Origin of the sequence: Sodalis sp. RH20 (genome assembly GCF_047324205.1) — a bacterium.
Lineage (GTDB): Bacteria > Pseudomonadota > Gammaproteobacteria > Enterobacterales > Enterobacteriaceae > Acerihabitans.
Genome location: NZ_CP178733.1, coordinates 226,501 through 247,258, shown reverse-complemented (window position 1 = coordinate 247,258; position 20,758 = coordinate 226,501). Strand labels below are relative to the sequence as shown.

General features: G+C 53.4%; 24 protein-coding genes. 9 read left to right on the top strand and 15 right to left on the bottom strand.

Features of this window, described 5'->3' with window-relative positions:
• Positions 1-115: 115 nt before the first annotated feature.
• Complete coding sequence (locus tag ACL2XM_RS01160) at positions 116-1,132, bottom strand: NADP-dependent oxidoreductase (protein ID WP_413732153.1); 1,017 nt, start codon at positions 1,130-1,132, stop codon at positions 116-118.
• Between the two features lie 91 nt (positions 1,133-1,223).
• Here ACL2XM_RS01160 and ACL2XM_RS01155 point away from each other — a divergent pair, with 91 nt between their 5' ends.
• Together ACL2XM_RS01155 and ACL2XM_RS01150 are read left to right on the top strand one after the other, a co-directional pair.
• The gene (locus tag ACL2XM_RS01155) at positions 1,224-2,126 is read left to right on the top strand and encodes a LysR family transcriptional regulator (protein ID WP_413728749.1); all 903 of its coding nucleotides are present in this window, start codon (positions 1,224-1,226) and stop codon (positions 2,124-2,126) included.
• A 280-nt stretch (positions 2,127-2,406) separates the two neighbouring features.
• On the top strand, positions 2,407-3,213 hold the full coding sequence (locus ACL2XM_RS01150; RefSeq protein WP_413721208.1) for an SDR family NAD(P)-dependent oxidoreductase: 807 nt from the start codon (positions 2,407-2,409) through the stop codon (positions 3,211-3,213).
• A gap of 353 nt (positions 3,214-3,566) precedes the next feature.
• On the opposite strand, the gene ACL2XM_RS01145 is transcribed toward ACL2XM_RS01150, so the two are convergent.
• The 7 genes from ACL2XM_RS01145 to ACL2XM_RS01115 all read right to left on the bottom strand — a co-directional run bounded on the left by ACL2XM_RS01145 (position 3,567) and on the right by ACL2XM_RS01115 (position 8,772).
• Positions 3,567-4,043 (bottom strand): cold-shock protein, encoded by a 477-nt coding sequence (locus tag ACL2XM_RS01145; RefSeq protein ID WP_413732152.1) that lies wholly within the window; start codon positions 4,041-4,043, stop codon positions 3,567-3,569.
• A gap of 218 nt (positions 4,044-4,261) precedes the next feature.
• Complete coding sequence (locus tag ACL2XM_RS01140) at positions 4,262-4,531, bottom strand: hypothetical protein (protein ID WP_413732151.1); 270 nt, start codon at positions 4,529-4,531, stop codon at positions 4,262-4,264.
• A 145-nt stretch (positions 4,532-4,676) separates the two neighbouring features.
• Positions 4,677-5,270 (bottom strand): TetR/AcrR family transcriptional regulator, encoded by a 594-nt coding sequence (locus tag ACL2XM_RS01135; protein ID WP_413732149.1) that lies wholly within the window; start codon positions 5,268-5,270, stop codon positions 4,677-4,679.
• On the bottom strand, positions 5,270-5,611 hold the full coding sequence (locus ACL2XM_RS01130; RefSeq protein WP_410013953.1) for a DMT family transporter: 342 nt from the start codon (positions 5,609-5,611) through the stop codon (positions 5,270-5,272). The genes ACL2XM_RS01135 and ACL2XM_RS01130 overlap by 1 nt, the downstream gene beginning before the upstream one ends.
• Before the next feature lie 377 nt (positions 5,612-5,988).
• On the bottom strand, positions 5,989-6,528 hold the full coding sequence (locus ACL2XM_RS01125) for a DUF2058 domain-containing protein (protein WP_413727840.1): 540 nt from the start codon (positions 6,526-6,528) through the stop codon (positions 5,989-5,991).
• Positions 6,529-6,666: 138 nt separating this feature from the next.
• Positions 6,667-7,557, bottom strand: a complete 891-nt coding sequence (locus tag ACL2XM_RS01120; protein WP_413732147.1) for an oxidoreductase — start codon at positions 7,555-7,557, stop codon at positions 6,667-6,669.
• 324 nt (positions 7,558-7,881) lie between these two features.
• Positions 7,882-8,772, bottom strand: coding sequence for a LysR substrate-binding domain-containing protein (locus ACL2XM_RS01115; protein ID WP_413732146.1), 891 nt, complete (start codon positions 8,770-8,772; stop codon positions 7,882-7,884).
• Positions 8,773-8,936: 164 nt separating this feature from the next.
• Here ACL2XM_RS01115 and ACL2XM_RS01110 point away from each other — a divergent pair, with 164 nt between their 5' ends.
• The 3 genes from ACL2XM_RS01110 to ACL2XM_RS01100 are packed head-to-tail and all read left to right on the top strand — an operon-like array spanning position 8,937 to position 10,669.
• Entirely contained in the window at positions 8,937-9,482 is a 546-nt protein-coding gene (locus tag ACL2XM_RS01110) for a sugar ABC transporter (protein WP_413732145.1), read from the top strand.
• Between the two features lie 4 nt (positions 9,483-9,486).
• On the top strand, positions 9,487-9,813 hold the full coding sequence (locus ACL2XM_RS01105) for a hypothetical protein (RefSeq protein WP_413732143.1): 327 nt from the start codon (positions 9,487-9,489) through the stop codon (positions 9,811-9,813).
• A gap of 13 nt (positions 9,814-9,826) precedes the next feature.
• Positions 9,827-10,669: an MBL fold metallo-hydrolase gene (locus tag ACL2XM_RS01100; RefSeq protein WP_413732141.1), complete on the top strand. Its 843-nt coding sequence runs from the start codon at positions 9,827-9,829 to the stop codon at positions 10,667-10,669.
• A 239-nt stretch (positions 10,670-10,908) separates the two neighbouring features.
• Here the strand turns inward: ACL2XM_RS01100 and ACL2XM_RS01095 are convergent, their stop codons facing one another.
• The gene (locus tag ACL2XM_RS01095; RefSeq protein WP_413733170.1) at positions 10,909-11,514 is read right to left on the bottom strand and encodes a TetR/AcrR family transcriptional regulator; all 606 of its coding nucleotides are present in this window, start codon (positions 11,512-11,514) and stop codon (positions 10,909-10,911) included.
• 144 nt (positions 11,515-11,658) lie between these two features.
• Between ACL2XM_RS01095 and ACL2XM_RS01090 the strand changes: the two genes are divergently transcribed.
• Positions 11,659-12,066 carry a RidA family protein gene (locus ACL2XM_RS01090; RefSeq protein ID WP_413732139.1) on the top strand — a complete coding sequence of 136 codons (408 nt, stop codon included), beginning with the start codon at positions 11,659-11,661 and terminating at the stop codon, positions 12,064-12,066.
• Positions 12,067-12,263: 197 nt separating this feature from the next.
• Here the strand turns inward: ACL2XM_RS01090 and ACL2XM_RS01085 are convergent, their stop codons facing one another.
• Together ACL2XM_RS01085 and ACL2XM_RS01080 are read right to left on the bottom strand one after the other, a co-directional pair.
• A complete protein-coding gene (locus ACL2XM_RS01085; RefSeq protein ID WP_413727411.1) occupies positions 12,264-13,223 on the bottom strand; it encodes a quinone oxidoreductase family protein in 960 nt (319 codons plus the stop codon).
• A gap of 149 nt (positions 13,224-13,372) precedes the next feature.
• The gene (locus tag ACL2XM_RS01080) at positions 13,373-13,762 is read right to left on the bottom strand and encodes a RidA family protein (protein ID WP_413721223.1); all 390 of its coding nucleotides are present in this window, start codon (positions 13,760-13,762) and stop codon (positions 13,373-13,375) included.
• Positions 13,763-13,903: 141 nt separating this feature from the next.
• On the opposite strand from ACL2XM_RS01080, the gene ACL2XM_RS01075 reads away from it, so the two are divergent.
• A complete protein-coding gene (locus ACL2XM_RS01075) occupies positions 13,904-14,824 on the top strand; it encodes a LysR substrate-binding domain-containing protein (RefSeq protein WP_413732137.1) in 921 nt (306 codons plus the stop codon).
• 182 nt (positions 14,825-15,006) lie between these two features.
• Here ACL2XM_RS01075 and ACL2XM_RS01070 read toward each other — a convergent pair whose 3' ends face one another.
• The 4 genes from ACL2XM_RS01070 to ACL2XM_RS01055 form a co-directional block, all read right to left on the bottom strand.
• Positions 15,007-15,489, bottom strand: coding sequence for a glutathione peroxidase (locus tag ACL2XM_RS01070; protein WP_410013943.1), 483 nt, complete (start codon positions 15,487-15,489; stop codon positions 15,007-15,009).
• 253 nt (positions 15,490-15,742) lie between these two features.
• Positions 15,743-16,405 (bottom strand): dTMP kinase, encoded by a 663-nt coding sequence (locus ACL2XM_RS01065; RefSeq protein ID WP_410016746.1) that lies wholly within the window; start codon positions 16,403-16,405, stop codon positions 15,743-15,745.
• 200 nt (positions 16,406-16,605) lie between these two features.
• Positions 16,606-17,346, bottom strand: coding sequence for an SDR family oxidoreductase (locus tag ACL2XM_RS01060; protein ID WP_413723485.1), 741 nt, complete (start codon positions 17,344-17,346; stop codon positions 16,606-16,608).
• Between the two features lie 295 nt (positions 17,347-17,641).
• Complete coding sequence (locus ACL2XM_RS01055; RefSeq protein WP_413721225.1) at positions 17,642-18,583, bottom strand: alpha/beta fold hydrolase; 942 nt, start codon at positions 18,581-18,583, stop codon at positions 17,642-17,644.
• Positions 18,584-18,676: 93 nt separating this feature from the next.
• Here ACL2XM_RS01055 and ACL2XM_RS01050 point away from each other — a divergent pair, with 93 nt between their 5' ends.
• Positions 18,677-19,261, top strand: a complete 585-nt coding sequence (locus ACL2XM_RS01050; protein WP_413732136.1) for a CGNR zinc finger domain-containing protein — start codon at positions 18,677-18,679, stop codon at positions 19,259-19,261.
• A gap of 244 nt (positions 19,262-19,505) precedes the next feature.
• On the top strand, positions 19,506-20,753 hold the full coding sequence (locus ACL2XM_RS01045; RefSeq protein WP_413732134.1) for an MFS transporter: 1,248 nt from the start codon (positions 19,506-19,508) through the stop codon (positions 20,751-20,753).
• Positions 20,754-20,758 lie beyond the last annotated feature (5 nt).

Genomic DNA, 20,758 nt, shown 5'->3' with positions numbered 1-20,758 from the left:
AACCTGCCCCAGAACCGAAGGCTCAAGGTAAAAATAACCGGAAATAATGAGCATTTTACTTTTCTTATCCTGCAGTCCAGCCGGCCTCAACACATGGCGAAGTGGGATAAGATAATCAAAAGTGTGTAAGCACAATTTTGCCCTGGATACTGCCTGATAAAGCACGCTTATGTGCAGCTGAAGCCATTTGTAAAGGGTAGGTGCTATCAATGACGACCCTGATAATTCCCGTTTCCAGAAGGCTACCCGCCGCTGAGAGTTGCGCGCCACTGGAACGCACTTGCGTTGTTGACACCGTAATTCCTCTTTCGGCGGCCTCCTTCTGCCCGGAAAAATGCAAAGGATTAACAAGAAACATTGCCCCGCCTTGCTTGATGCTGCTCAAAAAGCGCTCAACGCGCGTTCCACCTGAAGTATCAATGACAAGATCGGCATTTTTTACTACGGTCTCGGGAGCTATTTTGGTGTAGTCGATAAACTCATCCGCACCGAGATCGCGTAAAAGCGCCTCATTGCGGGAAGAAGCGACTGCAATCACTCGCGCGCCTTTCCACTTGGCAATCTGCACCGCAAGGTGTCCTACGCCTCCTCCGGCGCCGTTGACCACTACTGTCCGGCCTTTTAGAGGAACAGGTGTATGTTTGAATGATTGAAACGGATTAGGCGCGTCATGCCCCAGTTCGACAAGGAACTGCCAGGCCGTGAGCAGTGACATCGGCGCACCCGCGGCCTGGACATGTTCGATGTTCTGAGGTTTTAACGCCAGCTCTGATGCAGGAACGCTCACGTAGTCGGCATAGGCACCGCTGCCTTCCATGGCTCTTTCAGGAAAACGCACCATGGAATAGACTTCATCGCCAATGCTGAATCCGGAAACATTTTTGCCGACCGCTACGACTACACCGGATATATCCGTGCCCAGGATGAGCGGAAAGTGGGGATGGGGCCACCATTCAGGCGGCAACGCCCGATAACCGTCACGCAGATACCAGTCTGGCGGGTTGAGACTGACCGCATACACCCGAACAAGCACTTCCGTACATCCCATCGTTGGCCGGGGTGCATCTTCATATTTAAGGTTCTCTGGACCACCAAACGCGTGCAGTCGTACTGCTTTCATCATTTCAGTCATCACAAGCTCACTCTAATGGGGATTCAGTTGCCAGATAATATGACTAATAATGATGATTGATAATGGGGCTGGATTTCGCTTTAATGTTGCCATGAAGGAACAAATAGGTTTTGAAAGACTCACCGGTCTTATCGCATTCGCTCGCGCGGGAGCGCTTGGCAGCTATACCGCCGCTGCGCGCTCGCTATCCGTTTCACCTTCAGCGATAAGTAAGAGCATCCAGCGACTGGAACAGCGTCTTGGCGTCACTTTATTCACCCGCACCACACGCTCGCTGGTTTTGACTGCTGAAGGCCGCGAACTGCACGAGAGGGCTTTACGGTTGTTGCGCGATGCCGAGGAGCTCGAGCAGGTAGCCATGCGTACGCGGGCAGAGCCCGCGGGAACATTACGCATTGCGGCATCGTTGCCGATAGGCCTCCATATGATCGCCCCTGCGCTTGCGCCATTCTGCGCCCTGCATCCAAAAGTGACGATTGACTTACGGTTAAGCGATCGCGTGATCAGTATCGTTGACGAAAGCATTGATATTGCCATCCGGCTCGGCGACCTCGCGGATTCAAATCTCCTGTCGCGTCGCCTTTCGCCCTATCAGATGGGTTGTTATGCTTCGCCTGATTATTTGGCCAAATGCGCCCCGCCAAAACACCCTAATGATCTCATAGGGCATAAAACGGTCAATCTGCGTTACCAAAATACGGGGCGGATTTTTCGCTGGCCGTTCCGGGTTGGCGAGCGGGAGATCGAAATCGTGCCGTCCTCTACTGTCATCGTTGATGCAAGCGAAGCCGTTATAGCGGCAGTCGCTGCCGGTGCCGGAATAGGAATGGCGACAAGTTTTATGGCGGCTTCTTTGGTAAGGCGCCAGGAGTTAATTCCCGTTCTGACGGATTTTTCTGTAGAACGGCATAATATTTCGGCAGTCTGGCATGAAAGTCGTCGTTCAAACCCTGCCGTACGTGCGTTTCTGGAATTTATGCTGGAGCAGTTTTAAATTCTCTTAACTGGACCGCCCGCAAAACGGCGGACATGTCCCGTCACCACGCGGCAACAGGTGACAGCCGGTAGCAGCGCACAACCGGAGGAAAGCGCGTCGGGTATAGAATGCATTGCCCCCTCCTGCCACAGTGATCCTGAAAACCCGCGGCATAACAGCGCAGCCGGAATACGCGCTATGGCCGTTTATTTCAGACGTCTGGATTTCAGTGAGCAAGCATCCGGGCATGAAATGCGTTATACCTGATGACCCCCTAATTAAACAGCAGGAGCCCGTAATGGATTTGGATCTCAAAGACAAAGTGGCGCTGGTGACAGGCGCCAGCACCGGTATCGGTTTCAGCATTTGTGAAGAGCTGGCGGCAAACGGCGTGCATCTGGTGATGGTGGCCAGGACCCAATCGCGGCTGGACGACGCCGCCGACAGGCTGGCGCGGCGTTATGGCGTCTCCACGCTGCCGCTGGCGGGCGACGTGACCGATGCCGCGTTTCCCCGCGAGGCAGTCCGCCTGGCGGAGCAGCGGTTTGCCGGCATTGATTTACTGGTCAATAATGCGGGCCGGGCCCATGCCGGCACGCTGCTGACCACCACGGAGGAAGACTGGGAGGCGATGACCGCCACCAAATTTACCGCCATGCGCCGTTTTTGCCGCGAGGTGATCCCGGGTATGCAACGGCGCCGGTGGGGACGTATCGTGAATATCTCCTCCATCGGAGGGCTGTATCCCAACCCGCCGCTAACCGTTTCCCATGCCCTGAGTGCGGCCATTAATAATTTGACCCGCAGTTTGGCGCTGGATGTCGCGCCGATGGGCATTCTGGTCAATGCCATTGGCGTTGGCGCGGTCGCGACGGAAAACTGGGCAAACAACATGCTGCCCAACGTTCGCGAGCGCCGTCCGGAACTGGCCGGTAAAACCGATGAGGACATCATGGACATTCTCGGTAAGGAAAGAACCCCCGTCGGGCGTTTCGGACGCCCGGAGGATATCGCCGTTATCGCCGCGTTTTTGCTTTCCGCACGCAATCAGTTCGTTACCGGGCACACCGTGGAAGCGTCCGGCGGCGCGGACCGGTTTATGTAATGCTGATCACACCCGCTGCTATGGCCAGGTATACAGCGGGTTGACATGGGTAAGGAGGCGCCGCCGCATTTTCTCCCCAGACAAATGTTCCCTTTCAGGATAGCGGCCTGCGCGCCGCTTCGCGGCACAGGCATCAGAAGAAACGCAACCCGGGTTGCATCCTTCGGGATCAGCGCGAGCCGCTAAATCGTCTGGATATGTTGTGAAGCGTTTTCTCTCCTGCCGCCAATGGCATAGGTCTTTCCCTCCCGCGGCAGGAGATGGAAATGTTCCGGGGGGGAAAGGCGGCGGTACGGACACACGCCAGGCGTTATCCGCCGGCTCGTCGAGGCATGGGGTCGGTCCGAATTATTTCAGACCTTGAGCAATTTTACCGTGGCATCCACGTCTATCTCATCTTCCGAGAAAATTAACGTCGTTCCCTGGAAGGTGGTGATCGCCAGTTTTTTCAGCGAGCGCATGTCGCCAGGCTTCGTGGCTGATTTCGGCCGGATGCTACTCATCAGCACCCCTACGGACAGCACCGCATTTTCTTTATCAATGCGGGTCTCGGCAGGCACTTCTTCGCTGTAAACCAGGTAAGACTTGATCGACGTAAGCTTAAGACGCTCGCCTGCGATATAGATGTATTTGCTTTCCGGTGCGACTTTCACGGCATAAGCCGATAACCCCTTGTTATTCGTGGTGGGTTCGAAGGTCACCGCCGCATCTTTTTTAATCAGCTCAGGGTTGGCGACCTTAATCACATGAAAATAACGGTTATCGCCGTTTTCATCTTTGATAAATCCAAAACCTTTATCTTTAAACCAGGTTGTGATCGTTCCATTCATCGCCGTTACCGCCTGCTTAATCGTTTATCTAATCAGTTTTTGCAGCGCGCAGTGTAAAACACAATGCCTGCGCAGACTACGTCTTTGGTTTAAGTCTGGACGATAAATGTAGGGTATGCGAACGGGACGGCCAGGTAAAGGCGTCAGCGACGCAGAGTGAAACGCTGCGGCCAGACGTGGCGGAAGAGTTAACGTGGCGGCAGCAGCATCAGGTCTGGCTATTTTTTGTGCAAAAGAAAAACAGCCGCTGCCGTCAGAACACCTATCAGGGGCATGGCTCCGGCGCCGGCTATGAAGTTATGCTGATCTATTCGTTTTTCCCGGCGGATATCAGCAAAGCGGGCAAGCGCGTGTTTTTCATCAGTGGCGCTGACCTCTTCAAATTGTTTTTTATAACCCTGATGGGTCAGCCGAGAGGCCAGGTCCGTGTCTGATCTTTCCAGCACGACGGTTTGCTTACCCTTTTTGAAAAAAAGGTATTCCGGCATTGGGTGCTCCACCGGGAAGAGGATATGATATAAACAATATATCCGGTCTCACTTCAAGTTGTATACATCTGCCGGTATATTCGCCGCCGCCAGATCAATCACGCGTATTTTATTTGCTCATTTCCAGTAAGGAATGTTTTTGGCCCTATTCATCTGCCACTCCCGGGCTGATATGGTCTGGATGATTGTTCAGTGTCAGCGCAAGCAGCCTCTGCTGAAGGCTGAGCAGGCTTTCCCTGTTTCCCGGCGTTCCGCCTTTAAGCAGACTCGTGAACCAGATGCCGTCTGCCGCAAGTCTGGCAATCTCCAGATCCGGTGCACTGTCAGTCTCCTGATGCTGTTTCAGGCGCTGAGCGAGCCAGCTTTCCCAGCGTGTTATCAGTTCAGGTTCAGCACAGAGAGAAAACGTCAGAGCTGACATCTTTTCCGTGCAGGCGACAATTGTCGTCCTGATATAAGCCCGTGTAAAGCGACCGTAGCCGCCGGGGTCACGCACCATAAAGTCCTCAAGGAGCACATTGAACTGCTCCAGCTCATCATCAAATACCGCAGTGATAAGATCCTGCTTGCTGGAAAAATGGTGAAACAGGCCGCCTTTGGTCACACCCGCGTCAGAGGCGATGTCGCTGACGCTGACACCGGCAAAGCCACGGGCCGCCATCAGACTTGCCGTACTATTGAGCAAACGGCGGCGCACATTGACAGGGTCTTTTTTTGGTCTGCCGGACGCTGTCATCATCAGTGGGCGCTCATCTTGGAAAAGCCGTTAATCACCACCACGCCGACAACAATCAGCGCGATACCCGCGATGGCCGCCGCATCAGGTTTTTGCCTGAAAACGACCACGCCGATAAGGGTCGTCAGAATAATGCCCAGCCCTCCCCAGGAGGCATAAGCAATCCCTAGCGGAAGCGTACGCAGCACCTGAGCCAGCAGATAAAAGGAACAGGCATAAAGAACAGCGCAAATTAGCGAGGGCATAAGGCGGGTAAAATGTTCAGACTTGCCCAGAAACAGGGTGCCCACCACTTCCAGAACGATGGCGAGTGCGAGTGCTGCGTAAGCGAGTAGTGAAGACATGGTTTTCTCCTGAAATAAAAACCAATACTAGATACCTACCGGCCGGTATGCAAGTTAAGCGTCAGCGTTTTTTTTCTGCTGCGTAACCTCGGATTAACATAAGACGTGCTGTGACAGGCAGAAACCCCCCGCGGCCATCCTCATGGCACCACGTTGCCGGTCACGCCTGTTGGCACCCATAACAGCAAAAAGGGACTAACCCTAGCCTGGATACGATAAAAAGCGGGAACGCCAAAAGACGTCATCCCGTCGGGCCGGCAGCGCAGGCGTTGGAGACTGTCGAGAATAACCCTGCGTTTTCCGGTACTGGCTGAACATCCGATGTTAATGAAAAGCCCGGAAGGACTTTTCATACATCAGCATCAGCAAGGCGTCGATTACCACATCAAATCATCCGGCACTTTAAAATCGGCATACGGATCTTCTTCATCTTGTTCTTCCTGACTTAGCGCACTATTTAATACAATACTGTTCGCATCTCGCTGCGCAATTTTATCGGCTACGCTCGCCGGGATAATAGCGTATTTACTCACGCCGCTGTTATCATCAACCAACCGGGCAATGGCGAGACGGCCACTGATCAGCTGAGATTGAGTCAGCTTGTCCACAGCTATCTTTTTAATGAGATTATTATCTGTGAAGTTAAAATCAATATCGCCTCTGGCAATATTGATTCGATTCATTTCAATTAACTGCTTCACCTGGGCTTTATATTCTTTCGATAAAGCAGCGTGTTTTTGTTGCTCGCTGAGCTGTTTATCACGTTCAAGCTGTGCTTTTTTATTTTCTTCCACGGCCTCTCTTGCCTCACGGGCCTGCGCCCGTGATTTTTTAGCCGTTTTTTGGACTTTGGCTATTTTTTTGCTGGTTACTAATCCAGCTTTTAGCATCTGCTCTTGTAAGGTGAGTTTTGTCATCTTCGTTTCTCAAACAGTCGAATAATTTGTGTGATTATACCCGTAATGTATGAGGCTGTACCAGATTGAGCACCTGATCACCGTGCGGCATGAGTTTGGCGGGTCTATCAGAGGTTGGCGTGGCCTGCCCTTAGGATTTCAGCCCGGCCCCTCGCTCCCTGCCGCCAGCAATGGCACCAGCACGTCGCTGATGGGCGTGGGAATACCCTGTGAGCGACCATAACGCTGTATCACACCGTTGCGGATATCCCACTCCAGTGGGCGATTGGCCTGCCGGTCCGCGAGAATGGAGGTGCCCAGATCCGCAGGCGCATGATGAAAGCCGTTAACGATTTCCTGCGGAACGTTATCATCCAGTACAGCACCTTCCGCTCGCGCAACCGTCAGACACTCACGCAGATAAGCCAGTGCCAGTTCAGTGATATCCTCGCGTGAGAACATTCCTGCACGGCGATTCGCCAGTACCATCAGACCCGCGACCGCATTCTGCAGCAGTTTGCGCCAGGCGATGGAGATAAAATCGGCTGACTGCTCAACCGCGCAGCGTGTGCCGCTGAGCGCATCCGCGACCCGTTTTGCCGGCGCCACATCCGGCAGCGTCAGGCGCGGTTTGGCGCGCAGCCAGACTGAGGCATCCGGCTCGCGCTGTGCCGGGAACCACACTACCGAAGGCAGCACCGTTGCGCCGTTGACGTAGGGTTCCAGTTGGGTTTTCTGCTCGACGCCATTTTGCAGTGCGCATACCACAGTGTTTTCATCGCACAGTGCGGCCAGCCAGTTGGCGCTGTCAGCTACCTGGGTGGTTTTCACCGCGATAAACACCAGATCGAACGGATGGTTGATAGCCGCCGGATGAGTCAATACCGGACCGGGCACCACAATTTCACCCTCATCGTGGCGCAGAATTAACCGCGGATGCGCGGTGCGCCCGCAAAGGACCGGCGTGCGGTCAACTTCATGCAGTACAGCGGCGATGGTGGTACCGATAGCACCCGGACCAATAAGAGCAATTGTGGGATGATCAGACATCTTGTGTTCTCCTGATGTGAATACCGCCGCGTAATAAGGCGTTCCAGCTGGCATGTTGCAGGGCGGCGAATAACGTAAGCAAAATAATGTGTCCAGGCATAGGCTCATGCTAAACAGCGCGCGCCCGGATGAAAAGTGAAGTGTCGTCATCGAGGCATGAGTAAATACTCATGTAGTAACGGTAACTGAGCTGCGCCTGTTGTGATTCTGCCAGTAACCAGCGACGGAATTTCATGATGGTTCCGATGACGCTTAGCAGTCCGGTCCTCATTTTGGCAGGGACGGTTGGCATACACCAGCCCACACTATGTCACCCCAATTCTGTCATGTCCCGCCAATAATTTCAGCCAGTAGCCAGTGTTCAAAATCCTGCAGTGCAGGTTCATTTATTCCTGTTTCCACCGGTTTTACCAAACAGAATTTTTTGCTCAGGTTTTCTGATTCTGGCCAGGGTGCGACAAGCGCTCCGCTACGCAGTTCTTTTTCGACGTACATACGCGGCACCATTGCCACGCCTTGTCCCGCCAAAGCGGCAGCTATTGCCATTTCATGAAGGTCATACCGGACACCTTGCGCCGGATTATCAAGGATTATTCCGTTTTCCTGGGCATAGTGATGCCATGCTTCCGGATTCTGCCGCCGGTGAATACGCGGTAGTTCGTTCAACCTCTCATAGACGTTCTTGTCCGTTAACAGTGCAGGATGGCATACAGGCACCAGTTTTTCCTGAAAGAGAAAATGCAAACGCATCCCTGCCCATGCGGCATGTTCAAAATGAACTGCGGCGTCAAAGCCACTCCCGGTGAGAATGAATGGGTCGGTTCTGGCCGCAATATGTAATGTGATATCCGGATGCATAGATCTAAAGCCGTTCAGGCGGGGAATCAGCCAACGACTGGAAAACGTCGGCAGGACGGCAATTTCCAGACTTTTGCTACCTTCAGGCATCCCCATTATGTATTGAGTATCCCTGTCGAGTCGTTCGAGCGTTTCGCGTATGTGATGTGCATAGCGTGCCCCTACAGGATTAAGCTTGACGCGGCTTCCGGTACGGTCAAACAGTTTGCAGTTCAGCAAAGATTCAAGGCGCGCAATCTGCCGGCTGATGGCGCCTTCCGTCAGCGATAACTCCTCTGCGGCCCGGGCAAAATTACCGTGCCTTGCGGCAGCCTCAAAAGCCTGCAGGGAAGTGCTGCTGGGAATTTTTCTGCGCATAAAACCGCCCCTGTTGTGTGTATAGGGTGACCCATCAGTGAATGAATATCACTAAACGATGAAATAATATCGATTTATAGCCAAAAAAACAGCATGTAGCATGATGAAAAATCATTAAACGGGCTCATGAGATTCCTGCCGTTTATTCATGCAGAGGTTAGTCAATGTTGTATATCGTGGAATGCACCTATGCCAATCCCGGAAGCGAGGAAGACTGGAATGAATTTTACAGCCGGGAAAAACTGCCGGCGCTGGTCTCCGTCACCGGATTCAGTACTTCCCAGCGCTTCCGGGCCCTGAAACCTGGCTGCCCTGTTTATCTCGCCATTCATACCATTAAGGATGCGGATGTGATCTCCAGTGACGAATACCGGCTGAAAGGAGGCGGTAATTTCTCGCGCTGGCAGGAGCACATCACTGACTGGCATCGTAATCTGTATGAGTGTGAAGGCCCGGCTCCGGCCGTATCATCGGATGAACTACTGCTGCTCAGCGCCCGGCCGATCGGCTTTATCGAGACCGGGCTGGGATACCGGGCACTGGCAATGCAGGCGTCAGGGCTGGATAAATCCCCGGAACGGCGCGTTGCCTACGTTCTTGCACGTGAAAATGCCGCGCAGTTAGCAGAAGTCCCCGGAGCATACCTCTACGAAACGCTTACACCGCAATTGCAGAACCCGGCTAAGGGTCACCAGAGAGGAAAACAATAAAATCATGCCAAATCTGACTTTTTACATTTCTGAAGATCAGTCTGACAGGTTCACCGATCTCTCCGATTTCACCCATATCTGCCGCGCACTGTGCAGTGAGATTCTCGGCGCAGAAGCAGAAAAAGTTCACATCATATATGTCGATGTCAGGCCGGGATGCGGGCATCCGGTGTATGCCGAACTCTGTTATCGCCTGACAAAATCGCGTGTGCCGGACGTGATGGAAAAGTTTATGCGTGAACTGGATCTGGCCATTCGGCAGGCCTCGGGGCTAATGGCGCGTATCCGCTGTTTTGGCTCGAGCACACCACAAATATTCGCTCGAAACTGACCATGAGGAATTTATGAACCATCCGCCTTTCACATCCCGTCAGATTGGGGATTTTCTGGTTACCGCCCTGAGTGATGGCAATATGTCAGCCAGCCTGGATTTACTTTCAGGCATTGAGACGGCGGATGCTGGGTTAATTCAGCGCAGCGCCGGGATCGCTGAACCCGGTAATATCCATATCAACTGTTATCTGATCCGCGGTCAGGGACGCACCATTCTGGTTGACGCCGGCGCGGGAGGCCTGAACAACGTCGGAGGGCTGCTCAAAAGAAACCTCGGTGCAGCGGGGGTAAGCCCCGCTGACGTGGACACCGTCTTATTGACGCACGGCCATCCTGACCATATTGGCGGCCTGCTGGATGCTGAAGGAAGGCCAGTCTATAAACATGCTGAACTCTATCTTCATCCTCTTGAAGCGGAATACTGGCGGGATGATGAAAGATTAAAAATGGCCAGCGAGCGTGGGCAGCGTAATTTTAAGCTGGTCCGCCGAACGTTAGAAGCGTATGCGCAGAACTTGCGCTTTCTGGACGGGAAGGAGATAACCGGGGGCATTCTCCCGGTATGGCTGCCGGGTCACACGCCAGGCCATACCGGATTCCGCATCGATTCAGGTGATAAATGCTTATTGATATGGGGAGACATCGTCCACTTCCCGCATATCCAGTCAGCACACCCGGCCGTTTCCATTGTATTTGACTGCAACCCCGCTCAGGCCGAAGACACACGGAAAAAACTCCTGGAACAGGCAGTCAGGGAAAAACTGCTCATTGCAGGCATGCACTTAGAGCGTCGGGGGTTTGCCAGCGTTCTCATGGCTAATGGCGGATATCGAATTTCCTACCCGGAAGAATGAATGGCTATTCGCCTCTCATGAAATACCTGTTCGCAAATCACTTAACCGCTTCCAAAAAACCAGAAGTGGTAGAGGAGTAAGCCAGGAGAGGGCGATCTGCTCTCCATTGATTAACGCACCGCGATGTTAGTCGTGTTTGCTCGTGGCGCAGGGCTGACTGTCAGATCAAATGTAATTACCCAAACTAAGTTGTTTGGTGCGCACTGTAAGGTCGTCGCTCACCCCACCCTATAAGCGTCTCATCGTAGTTTATTGGAACTATTCCGTAAGCCGCTTGCCAGTTGAATAAACACCTCAATAATTTTTGGCAGCGCCCGCTGAGGATTGTCGCTCGCAGCAATCCAAAGTGCGGAATTCAGCGCGGCACTGTTTAACAGATGTGCAGCGGCATCCGCGTCAACCGATTTAAGTACGCCGCGTTCGATCAGCTTTATAACGGTCTGGCGGGTGGATTCGAGGCAGCTATTCTGGCTGGGCCATTGTGCAGGATCCCCAAGGAAAGCCGGACCATCAAGCAGAACGATGCGCCTTACTTCTGTGTCCAGCGCCATCTTAATGTAGGCAATCCCTTCAGCCAGCAGCCTTTCCCAGTCGTCACCGGCAGTCGCGGCGGCGGCTTTGGCTCGTTGTGCCATTTCACCATCTACTTGAGCAATAACAGCGGCAAGCAGCCCCTTTTTATCACCAAAGTTGTGGTATAGCGCCCCACGTGTCAGGCCAACGCTGGCGGTTAATTCATCCATTGATACGGCAGCAAAACCTCTTTCGGCAAAGGCTTTCCGCGCTGCCGTAATCAATTTGGCGCGGTTCTCTTCCATTGTTTCAGCGCGGCATTTGGCGGCCATACGATCTCCTTTTTGACATACGTAACGGATGTTATTTGACATACGCGGCGTATGTGTGATTAATTCAACATACGCCGCGTATATTAAATCAATTTTACATACCGCACATCCCGCATCACACATTAACTCAAGAAAGGACATGCCATGATCCAGCGTGAACCTGTATTTCCTGCTAACCGCCATGCTCTCTATGAAGAACACGGTTATTCCGCCGCGATCCGCTCTGGCGATATGTTGTTCGTTTCCGGCCAGGTTGGCAGCCGCGCCGACGGTACGCCGGAGCCGGATTTTGCCGCGCAGGTGCAACTTGCGTTTGATAACCTGGCAGCGACTCTTGCAGCAGCTGGTTGTACGTTTGACGACCTGCTTGATGTCACCACCTTTCATACTGACCCGGAAAATCAGTTTCCGACGATTATGCAGGTGAAACAGTCAATTTTCCCGCAGCCCCCTTACCCGAACTGGACAGCCGTTGGAGTGACCTGGCTTGCGGGATTCGATTTTGAAATTAAGGTCATTGCCCGAATTCCAGCTTCAACCTCCGCAGGTTGACAGACCGTAATGTTAGTGACGTCTTCATCAATGGGATGAGGACGTCACTATGAAAAGCGTTGTTTCAGAACCGACATAACGTCCACTCTTGGCACAGAGCGGACATTTCAGCTTTTCCCTACCCTTGACATCTGAACTTAGCCTTGACACCAGAACACAGTAATTAGCCCAGTGCGCTCATACGGGTCAAACACACCTCATGGCTTCATAACGATGCGCCCAAGCGGTTTCGCTGTCTCGGCGAATTCGTGGGCCGCAGCAGCGCTGGCCAGGGGGAAGATGCGGTCAATGACAATCCTGATGCGCCCTGCTGCTAAAGCCTGCAACATGTCGTCCACACTTGCCCGAACTCCGGGCCTTTCAAAAAGGGGTCCCATGAATACCCCCATGAGTGTCTGGTTAGACTGCATTGGCGGCCACAAGTCGACAGTCAGGCCTCCACCGCCCGCATTACCGACGAAGATGAGACGTCCTTCCGGAGCGAGTGCAGAAAGCGAAGCAGGCAACGTCGTCCCCACCGGATCGATGACGAGGTCAACACCGCTGCCATGGGTGTACTGTCTGACACTGTCCACGACGTTATTCTCTGCACGATCCACGACATGATCGGCACCAAGTTCCAGCAACCGGCTTCTTCGCTGCGTTCCGCTTGCCACGGCGATGACCGTTGCGCCTGCTTGTGAGGCAAGCTGAACGACCGCGAGCCCCACGCCACCAGCTGCTGCCTGAATAAGGACGGTTTCTCCGTGCCGGAGCATGCCTCGAGTGAAAAGGCAATGGTGCGCGGTTCCAAAAGAAATCGGTAAAACCGCCGCTTCTGCCATATCCACCCCATCGGGTATAAGCCAGGTTCGTTCCGCGGGCACAGACCAACGTTCCGCATGTGATCCCTGCATGTGAAAAGCCGCGACTCTGTCCCCAACCGTACGGCTACGGACGTTCGATCCTACTGCAACAACTGTGCCCGCGGCCGCGTAGCCGACGATCCATGAAGGAAGAGGCGGCGGAGTTAAACGGCGGTTGATCAGATCTCCACCTTCTATCGAGATAGCCTCGACAGAAATCAGAACGTCGTCAGGTCCTGCGACCGGATCGGGGATATCGACATATTTCAGGACGCCGGGAGCGCCTTCCACGTCATAAACCGCTGCTTTCATAAATTTTCCTCTGTCTCATCAGTAAATCCTGACCAGCCTGGCAAACCATCCCGATGCGGCATATAGCAATTCAGAAATCTCTCTGCTGCCTCTACAGGCAGCGCGGTCTGCCCTGTTGAATTTTCGACTGGCGGAAAGACCCGTAACGCTTAGGGCAGCCTGGCAATCACCTTAATCTCAAACTGGAATCCGTAAAGCCACGTCACGCCGATCCCGGTCAACGTAGGGTAAGGCGCCTCCCCCCAATATTCTGGCAGGATACTCCAGATAGCGTCGAGGTTTGACTCGGGATCGACGACAAAGAGGGTAACGTCAACCACATCACCGAACGTGCAGCCCGCAGCCGCGAGAACAGCATTAAGGTTATCGAATGCCAGCCTGATCTGCTCTTTAAGATCCTGTTCAGGCAAACCATCCTCCCGGCTACCCACCTGCCCCGAAACGAACAAGAAACCGTTGGATTTGATGGCCGGTGAATAGCGATTGCGCTCATAGAGCGCCTGCCGACCGAAGGGAAAAACTGCTTCGCGTGTTGTCATGTTTGTACCTTTGCAATGGGCGAAATCTGCCCGGTGAACATAAAGACACTTTACAGGTACTGGATCGGGCGGATAAACAGGCGACTTTGTCCATCATTGTTTGTAAAATCCAAACAATCGGTGAGAAAGAGAGGATAAGGAATGGATCGTTTCGATGCGATGTGCGCCTTTGCTCGCGTGGTGGAGGCAGGTAGCTTCACAAAGGCTGCCCAGACGCTTCATATGAGCAAAACCACGGTGACGCAACTTATTCAGCAGTTGGAAGCGCGCCTGCGCGTCAAGTTACTCCATCGCACCACCCGCAAGCTCGGTGTCACTCCCGACGGCGCGGTCTACTACGAGCACGTCATCCGCCTGCTGGCGGACATGGAGGATGCTGAAAACAGCCTCTCCAGTGCGGCGATTACGCCCGGAGGACGATTACGGGTGGATGTGCCCAGTCCGCTGGCCCGCCTTGTGCTGGTGCCAGCGCTACCGGCTTTCCACGCACGCTACCCTGATATCCAGTTCGACATGGGCGTGAGCGACCGGGTGGTGGATCTGATCGGCGACAATGTGGATTGCGTCTTGCGCGGTGGCGAAATCACCGACCAGTCCCTGATCGCACGCCATGTCGGCGATTTGCAAATCGGCGTCTACGCCGCCCCCAGCTATGTGGAACGCCTTGGCGCTCCTGCGCACCCGCGCGATCTGGAAAACACCGACCATCGCATAGTGGGATTCTTGTCTTCACGCACCGGTAAGATTGATCCTCTGGTGCTGCACTGTGAGAGTGAACATATTGAAATCAAAAGCAGCTATGTGCTTGCAGTGGATGATGGCAATGCTTACCTCGAAGCTGGGCTAGCCGGGTTAGGCGTGATTGCGCTGCCAGTCTATATGGCGGCAGCACATCAGGCTTGTGGCTCCTTGACTCCGCTATTTGAACACTGGCGTATTAATCCAATGCCCCTGTACCTGGCGTTTCCGCCGAACCGCCATGTCAACGCCAAACTGCGAGTTTTTATTGATTGGATCGTTGAATTGATGCAGCACCATGTCCCCAATTCTAACAATAAGTAACTACGTCCCAGCCCCCTGATTCGCTCATCAGCGTCGATTGGTGGTCATTCTGGTGGTCTTGACTGAAAGGGAATTCAGATGTCGACGTCCGCTCCTGGCACAGAGCGGACGTTAATCCCACTCGGGCATAATCAGTTTATCGGAAGCTCTCTAAATGTGGACGATTCGAATTACACGAACACTTAGATTTCAAGTGCAGCAAGAATTACGGTTTCCATTTTCTCTGGGGTGGTGAACGGTGCAAAACGCTTGACCGGTTTGCCGTCGCGTCCGATCAGGAACTTAGTGAAGTTCCACTTTATCCGCCCCCCCAGCACACCGGGCAATTCGTCTTTCAGGTAACGAAACACCGGGTGCGTAGCAGCGCCGTTGACCTCCACTTTTTCGAATATCGGGAAGCTCACACCATAGTTGATGTGGCAGGTCTGCGCGATTTCATCGGCACCGCCGGGTTCCTGATTACCGAACTGGTTACAGGGGAAACCAAGCACCACCAGACCCTGGGCGGCGAACTTCTTGTAGAGCGATTCAAGGCCTGCGTATTGTGGCGTGAAGCCACAATGGCTGGCGGTATTAACCACCAGAACCAGCTTACCCGCATAGTCGGCCATAGAGATGAGCTGGCCACCCAGACTGGTGGCGGTGAGTTGATGAAAGGTGATCATGTCGGGCTCCTCAGAGAAGATTTGCAAAGTCGAACGAAAAGAACAACAAACAGACGTGCTAAAGGCCTCGTGTCGTTATGAGTAAGATAGAGTCAGTAGCAGCGCCGATTCAATGTGTATTCACGACCGTGGCTGGCAGCCAGCCCGGTAAATCATACCAAGACTGAAAATACTGAGTGGTTTCGATTCTGTAGACGCAACACAAATCTGAGGATCACACTGGGGTGGAGGGTGACGGAATAGGTCGCTGTAATTACTGGCGACATGCGGCAGAAGCCCTGCCCGCAAAACCGATGCCTATAGGGCATCCAAGCACTCTGTAGATCTCAGAAATAACCTGCATCGTTGCGTCTTCGATGATTCCTTCATTACGGCATAAAACCCAGCCGTGATCTGCAACTTCTCGCTCAAACGCCTTGGTACAGGCTACATGCTCTTCCAGCTTATGAATTACCGTACTACTTAGCCCACGCGTTCTGGCCGCGGCCCTTGTCCATGAAATGTCAGGCGCAGTAACAACCCCGACATGCAGGTCTGGCGTTCGCACGTTTCGTTCAATGTTAAGCTGTAAGATCTCTGCAAATGGAACCATCCGGCGAAACGCGGCTTCCGACGGGTACCAACGATCCATTAAGATAATGCTGCCCGGTGGCTGTTTAGTCAGCACATGCTCGGAAATCCAGGCACGGCTATCGGCAAAGCGCTCACAAACTTCCAATTCCAAATCCAGGGTGGGATTTCTAGCGAGCCTGTTCACGAGGGCCATTGTTTCCCTCCTGTAGGGATCGCTTTTTTTCTCGCAAAGTCGGATCACCGTCTTGTTATCTGCCCTGAGTACTTTCGTAATGGCCTCCAACAGTGTGGTTTTGCCGACTCCCTTGGGCCCATCCAGAGAAATAAACAGCGGACGACTCATTCTTGAAATGACGATTGACATAGGGTTTGCTTAAAACTCAAATCTGGCAAAAGCATCTTATTACCTTCTTATTAACCGCTGACCACCCTTTCGTTCGTAGCAGTTGCCTGTAGCGTCAGCGTGAACCCAATACCCAAAACAGGCAAATGAATAGATTACCAAATCATATAGTAAGATAATGATCTAAATTGGGTTTCACATTAATAGTGAACCAGCCCGCCGTCCACAGCATACTGGCTTCCGGTTACGTAGGACGCATCATCTGAAAGCAGAAAAAGTGCGACGGCGGCAGCTTCATCAGCTGTACCGGCTCGCCTGAGAGGCACCTGGCTTACCACAAAATCTTCAAACTTTTGCCGCGACTCCCCGGACATGAAGTGTCTAAAATTAGTCTCGATAGGTCCTGGCACCAGCGTGTTGGCGCGAATATTGCGCGCGGCCAGTGAGGCGGCCCAGCTTTTTACCATGGCGACAACGGCGCCTTTTGTTGCACCATATAAGCTCGTCATGGGCGCACCTTCATAGACTGAAGACGATGCGGTGACCAACACTGATGCACCTGGGTTCAACGTGTTGGAAAGTGATGCAAGCTGCAGCATGGGCCCGCGAACATTGGCATTCATCATGCGATTAAAGGCGTCGGCCGTAACGGATTCCGGTGCGCCAATTTCTGCGTAACCCGCATTCAGCCACAATCCGTCGAGGTGCCCCCAGCCGCTGACTGCCGTTGCGAGCGCATCAATATCAGCCTCACTTGCAGCATCACTTTTCAGGATCAGTGCAGTGTCCGGCAACAGTTTGCGGGTTTGGGCCAGACGTTCTTCACTCAGCCCCGTGATGGCAACTTGTCCTCCCTCTTTCACAATTCGCAGCGCGCCTGCCAGCCCAATGCCGCTGGTGCCACCCGTTATAAGTATACGTTTACCGTGAAATCTTCCCATAATTACGCCCTTTTGATCCTTATAATCGCCATTTACCTTACGAAAGATAAACATAGTCGTCATCTGTTTAATTGTGTAGAAGTGGCATGAATGGATGACCTATCCAGAGCAGATTCACTTTTGGTTAGTCATTTCGTTGTCAGGCGTTTTTAGAATTGTTTCAAAGTCTGCTCTGGCACAAAGCAGACAATACTTTGATAGCAAGGGCATTCCCGGCAGATCCCTTGGCCAGGAGCGCTGTGGATAAGCCTGTTGAATTGAGCGGTTGCCTTGGCCAACATCTCAAACCGACCCGCTACCCTATATTCTTGTCCAGGAACGCACGAATCACAGGAATGATTTGCCTGGCGTGGGTTTCAAGCGCGAAGTGCCCGGTGTCATAGAAGCGAATATCCGCCTTGGGCAGATCGCGTTTCCAGGCTTCGGCCCCGTCCGGAAGGAAAAACGGATCGTTCTTTCCCCAAACCGCCAGCAATGGTGGCTGGTACTTGCGGAAGTACGCCTGGAAGGCGGGGTACATTGCTACGTTGGAGGCGTAATCCAAAAGCAGGTCGAGCTGAATGTCCGCATTGCCAGGCCGCGATATCTGGAGCCCTTCCAACGTATAGCCATCTGGCGAAACCGAATCCTTGTCGGTAACCCCTTCCAGGTATTGCCACTTAATCGAGGCCGGTGTCGGAAAGTCATGCAGGGCGCTCCGGTTCTGCTGCGTGGGTTCGCGCCAGTACTTTTGAATAGGTGCCCAGCTATCGCCCAATCCTTCCTCATAGGCGTTGCCGTTCTGAGAAATAATGGCGGTCACCCGCTCAGGATGGGCGACAGCCAGGCGCCATCCCACCGGGGCGCCGTAGTCGTGAACCATAAGCGCGTATGTAGCGAGCTTAAGCTGTTCGGTAAACTGGCCGATGGTCTGCGCCAGCTGGCTGAAGGTGTAGGCGTACTCGCCCCGCGCCGGGGCCGCGGTAAAACCAAAGGCCGGTAAATCCGGCGCGATCACATGATAGCGTTCGGCCAGTTCGGGAATAAGGTCGCGAAACATAAACGATGAGGCTGCGAAGCCGTGAAGCAGCAGTAGCGTGGGTGCGCTGGGGTTGCCTGCCTCGCGGTAGAAAACCTTCACATCACCCACCTGCTCGTAGCGGTAACGAATGGGGCCGATAGCATTGGCGGAATGCGCACCGTCAACAAGCAGAGAAGTCGCGGGTCCGGTAGCTGCAATCGATTTGGAAGAGGTCATGATAATTCCTTTTGTAACCGTTAAATTTGTAATTTGAAGGTTACGTGGTTTTTTGGTAACCTGTCAAATATATTTTATTAGTTACAGGTCACTATGAATCCGACCAGCACGTCTTCCGGCCCGCTCTTTCTGGCGGACAATCTTGCCCTCGATTTCATTAACAGTGAGTACGGTGTGGGCGACCAACGTCATGACTGCCTAACCGACGCTCAAAGCGTCGCGAGCTGGCTGAAGCTGGCGGGCCTTTGGCCCGATGGCGCTAACCAGCAGATCCCCTGTGGCCTGCTGGCTGAAGCCCGCGGGCTTCGCGACTGTGCGCGGGCAGTGGTGAACGCGGCAATGAAAGGCGTTCCAGCCGATTTCACCGCCATCAATCAGGTACTTGCGGCGGGTTGTCCGGTGAAGAGGCTGGAATGGGATGGCGAAGCGCAGGAATTGCGCATCGGTGTTCACCACCGGGATAGCAGCCCGGCAAGCCTGCTTTGGCCTGTGGCCGACGCTTTGGTACGTCTGGTTACGGGCGATAAATTCGAATTCGTACGCCAATGCGAAGCCCATGACTGCATTCTGCTTTTCCATGACCTGAGCAAATCGCACCGCCGCCGCTGGTGCAGCATGGCCACTTGCGGCAATCGGATGAAAGTGGCGGCGTTTCGTTCCAGGAAGAAATCTGCATAGGGCTGGTTGCGGCATCCCTGGTCCCGGTTCGCCTTGAAGTTCCCTCTGAATTTAGTGTTACCGCTTAATGAAGTTCGGTTAAAATGCGCCCAATGGATGCTTATCATGAGAAAGACCCTCGATAAAATCTTTCCCGATCGTTAGCGGCCGTGCTAGATTTTTATCACCTCCCAGTGCAGAACTGTAATTTCCAATGTAACGATTTCTCAATGTAGACAGTTTTCTCTTCCGTGTAGTCCCGGCTATGCGCAATATTCTGTTTTTATTGAGAACGTTATTGATGAACAATTTGCTAATAGGATTAGTACGCGCCCTGCACCACCATCGCTGGTTGCGCCTGCTGGGTGGCGCCTTTATTCTTTCTTCTTTAGGTAATGGCCTGACGCAGGTGGTAATTTTCGGCCAAATGTTGCGCTGGCATGCCCCACCGTCCGCCCTGACACTTGCCTACATGCTGGCGACATTACCCGGTTTTTGCGGCAGCCTGCTTGGCGAAAATTTGAGTCGTCGGGTGCCACCGCTACGTTTGTTGATCCTGACTGAGCTATTCGGCATGTGCGCCCTGATATTGCCGGTGCTGGGCCTGCTGCACCACAATATCCCGGCGATGCTGGCCATGCAGTCGGTAGAAGCATTCTTGGGTGGAATGTCATATCCGGCCCTGACGCTTATCTTCAAGCAGGGATTATCCGTACAGGAGCTTCCGGCCGCCACCTGCATGGAAACACTGATTTTTGCAGCGCAGGTTCTGCTGGGAACCGGGCTGGGTGTTCTACTGTTTGAGGTGCTTTCCCCGCCGGCATTACTCAGCATTGATGCAGTAAGTTTTGTTGCGGCTACAACGCTATTGGTCGCCACGGCACGCGATACCCACATCAGCCAGATAGTACCGATTGTCGCGCAGAGTAAGGTGGCAATACTCCGCTGGGACGGATTGTCTGTATTGCAAAAGCGCAGCCTGTTATTACTACCGGCATTGGCCGCCGTTGGCTCGCCGGCTATGGCGCTGTTGCCGGCAATGGCACAACAAATCCGCCCCGTGGATACCACCAGTCTGGCATTACCTTTACTGTTCGCCCGCAGCCTCGGACAGTTATGCGGTCCATTAGTGCTCAGTGGCGATAGGCTGAGCCGCTACGCTAAAAGTAACGGCCGCCTGTTGCTGTGTATGGGGATTTTTCTGGCTGCCTATGGCGCGTTTCCTTTCCTGGCTTCACAAAAAGCGGTGGCGTTAGGGCTTATATTCGGTGCGCATCTGGCCTCTAATATTGTGTTTGCTCTAGGCACCTTCAGCATTCTCGCTTATTTCCCGGCAGAACAGGTTTCGGGCGCCAGCGCTAAAGCATGGCGATGGCAAGCTTTAACCTCAGCCCTTGTCGCCGCCATCGCCGCCGTATTGGCATCTGAATGGGATGCGGTCCAGGCTTTGTATACTGTTTGCCTCACTTCTCTGGCCGCTGTCGCACTCATTTTGGTGCGCTATCGTCAATAATCGCC

What these genes read in the sequence shown, in the direction of transcription:
- ACL2XM_RS01160 (WP_413732153.1), bottom strand. Translation starts at nt 1,132, where the DNA reads ATGACTGAAATGATGAAAGCAGTACGACTGCACGCGTTTGGTGGTCCA.
- ACL2XM_RS01155 (WP_413728749.1), top strand. Translation starts at nt 1,224, where the DNA reads ATGAAGGAACAAATAGGTTTTGAAAGACTCACCGGTCTTATCGCATTC.
- ACL2XM_RS01150 (WP_413721208.1), top strand. Translation starts at nt 2,407, where the DNA reads ATGGATTTGGATCTCAAAGACAAAGTGGCGCTGGTGACAGGCGCCAGC.
- ACL2XM_RS01145 (WP_413732152.1), bottom strand. Translation starts at nt 4,043, where the DNA reads ATGAATGGAACGATCACAACCTGGTTTAAAGATAAAGGTTTTGGATTT.
- ACL2XM_RS01140 (WP_413732151.1), bottom strand. Translation starts at nt 4,531, where the DNA reads ATGCCGGAATACCTTTTTTTCAAAAAGGGTAAGCAAACCGTCGTGCTG.
- ACL2XM_RS01135 (WP_413732149.1), bottom strand. Translation starts at nt 5,270, where the DNA reads ATGATGACAGCGTCCGGCAGACCAAAAAAAGACCCTGTCAATGTGCGC.
- ACL2XM_RS01130 (WP_410013953.1), bottom strand. Translation starts at nt 5,611, where the DNA reads ATGTCTTCACTACTCGCTTACGCAGCACTCGCACTCGCCATCGTTCTG.
- ACL2XM_RS01125 (WP_413727840.1), bottom strand. Translation starts at nt 6,528, where the DNA reads ATGACAAAACTCACCTTACAAGAGCAGATGCTAAAAGCTGGATTAGTA.
- ACL2XM_RS01120 (WP_413732147.1), bottom strand. Translation starts at nt 7,557, where the DNA reads ATGTCTGATCATCCCACAATTGCTCTTATTGGTCCGGGTGCTATCGGT.
- ACL2XM_RS01115 (WP_413732146.1), bottom strand. Translation starts at nt 8,772, where the DNA reads ATGCGCAGAAAAATTCCCAGCAGCACTTCCCTGCAGGCTTTTGAGGCT.
- ACL2XM_RS01110 (WP_413732145.1), top strand. Translation starts at nt 8,937, where the DNA reads ATGTTGTATATCGTGGAATGCACCTATGCCAATCCCGGAAGCGAGGAA.
- ACL2XM_RS01105 (WP_413732143.1), top strand. Translation starts at nt 9,487, where the DNA reads ATGCCAAATCTGACTTTTTACATTTCTGAAGATCAGTCTGACAGGTTC.
- ACL2XM_RS01100 (WP_413732141.1), top strand. Translation starts at nt 9,827, where the DNA reads ATGAACCATCCGCCTTTCACATCCCGTCAGATTGGGGATTTTCTGGTT.
- ACL2XM_RS01095 (WP_413733170.1), bottom strand. Translation starts at nt 11,514, where the DNA reads ATGGCCGCCAAATGCCGCGCTGAAACAATGGAAGAGAACCGCGCCAAA.
- ACL2XM_RS01090 (WP_413732139.1), top strand. Translation starts at nt 11,659, where the DNA reads ATGATCCAGCGTGAACCTGTATTTCCTGCTAACCGCCATGCTCTCTAT.
- ACL2XM_RS01085 (WP_413727411.1), bottom strand. Translation starts at nt 13,223, where the DNA reads ATGAAAGCAGCGGTTTATGACGTGGAAGGCGCTCCCGGCGTCCTGAAA.
- ACL2XM_RS01080 (WP_413721223.1), bottom strand. Translation starts at nt 13,762, where the DNA reads ATGACAACACGCGAAGCAGTTTTTCCCTTCGGTCGGCAGGCGCTCTAT.
- ACL2XM_RS01075 (WP_413732137.1), top strand. Translation starts at nt 13,904, where the DNA reads ATGGATCGTTTCGATGCGATGTGCGCCTTTGCTCGCGTGGTGGAGGCA.
- ACL2XM_RS01070 (WP_410013943.1), bottom strand. Translation starts at nt 15,489, where the DNA reads ATGATCACCTTTCATCAACTCACCGCCACCAGTCTGGGTGGCCAGCTC.
- ACL2XM_RS01065 (WP_410016746.1), bottom strand. Translation starts at nt 16,405, where the DNA reads ATGAGTCGTCCGCTGTTTATTTCTCTGGATGGGCCCAAGGGAGTCGGC.
- ACL2XM_RS01060 (WP_413723485.1), bottom strand. Translation starts at nt 17,346, where the DNA reads ATGGGAAGATTTCACGGTAAACGTATACTTATAACGGGTGGCACCAGC.
- ACL2XM_RS01055 (WP_413721225.1), bottom strand. Translation starts at nt 18,583, where the DNA reads ATGACCTCTTCCAAATCGATTGCAGCTACCGGACCCGCGACTTCTCTG.
- ACL2XM_RS01050 (WP_413732136.1), top strand. Translation starts at nt 18,677, where the DNA reads ATGAATCCGACCAGCACGTCTTCCGGCCCGCTCTTTCTGGCGGACAAT.
- ACL2XM_RS01045 (WP_413732134.1), top strand. Translation starts at nt 19,506, where the DNA reads ATGCGCAATATTCTGTTTTTATTGAGAACGTTATTGATGAACAATTTG.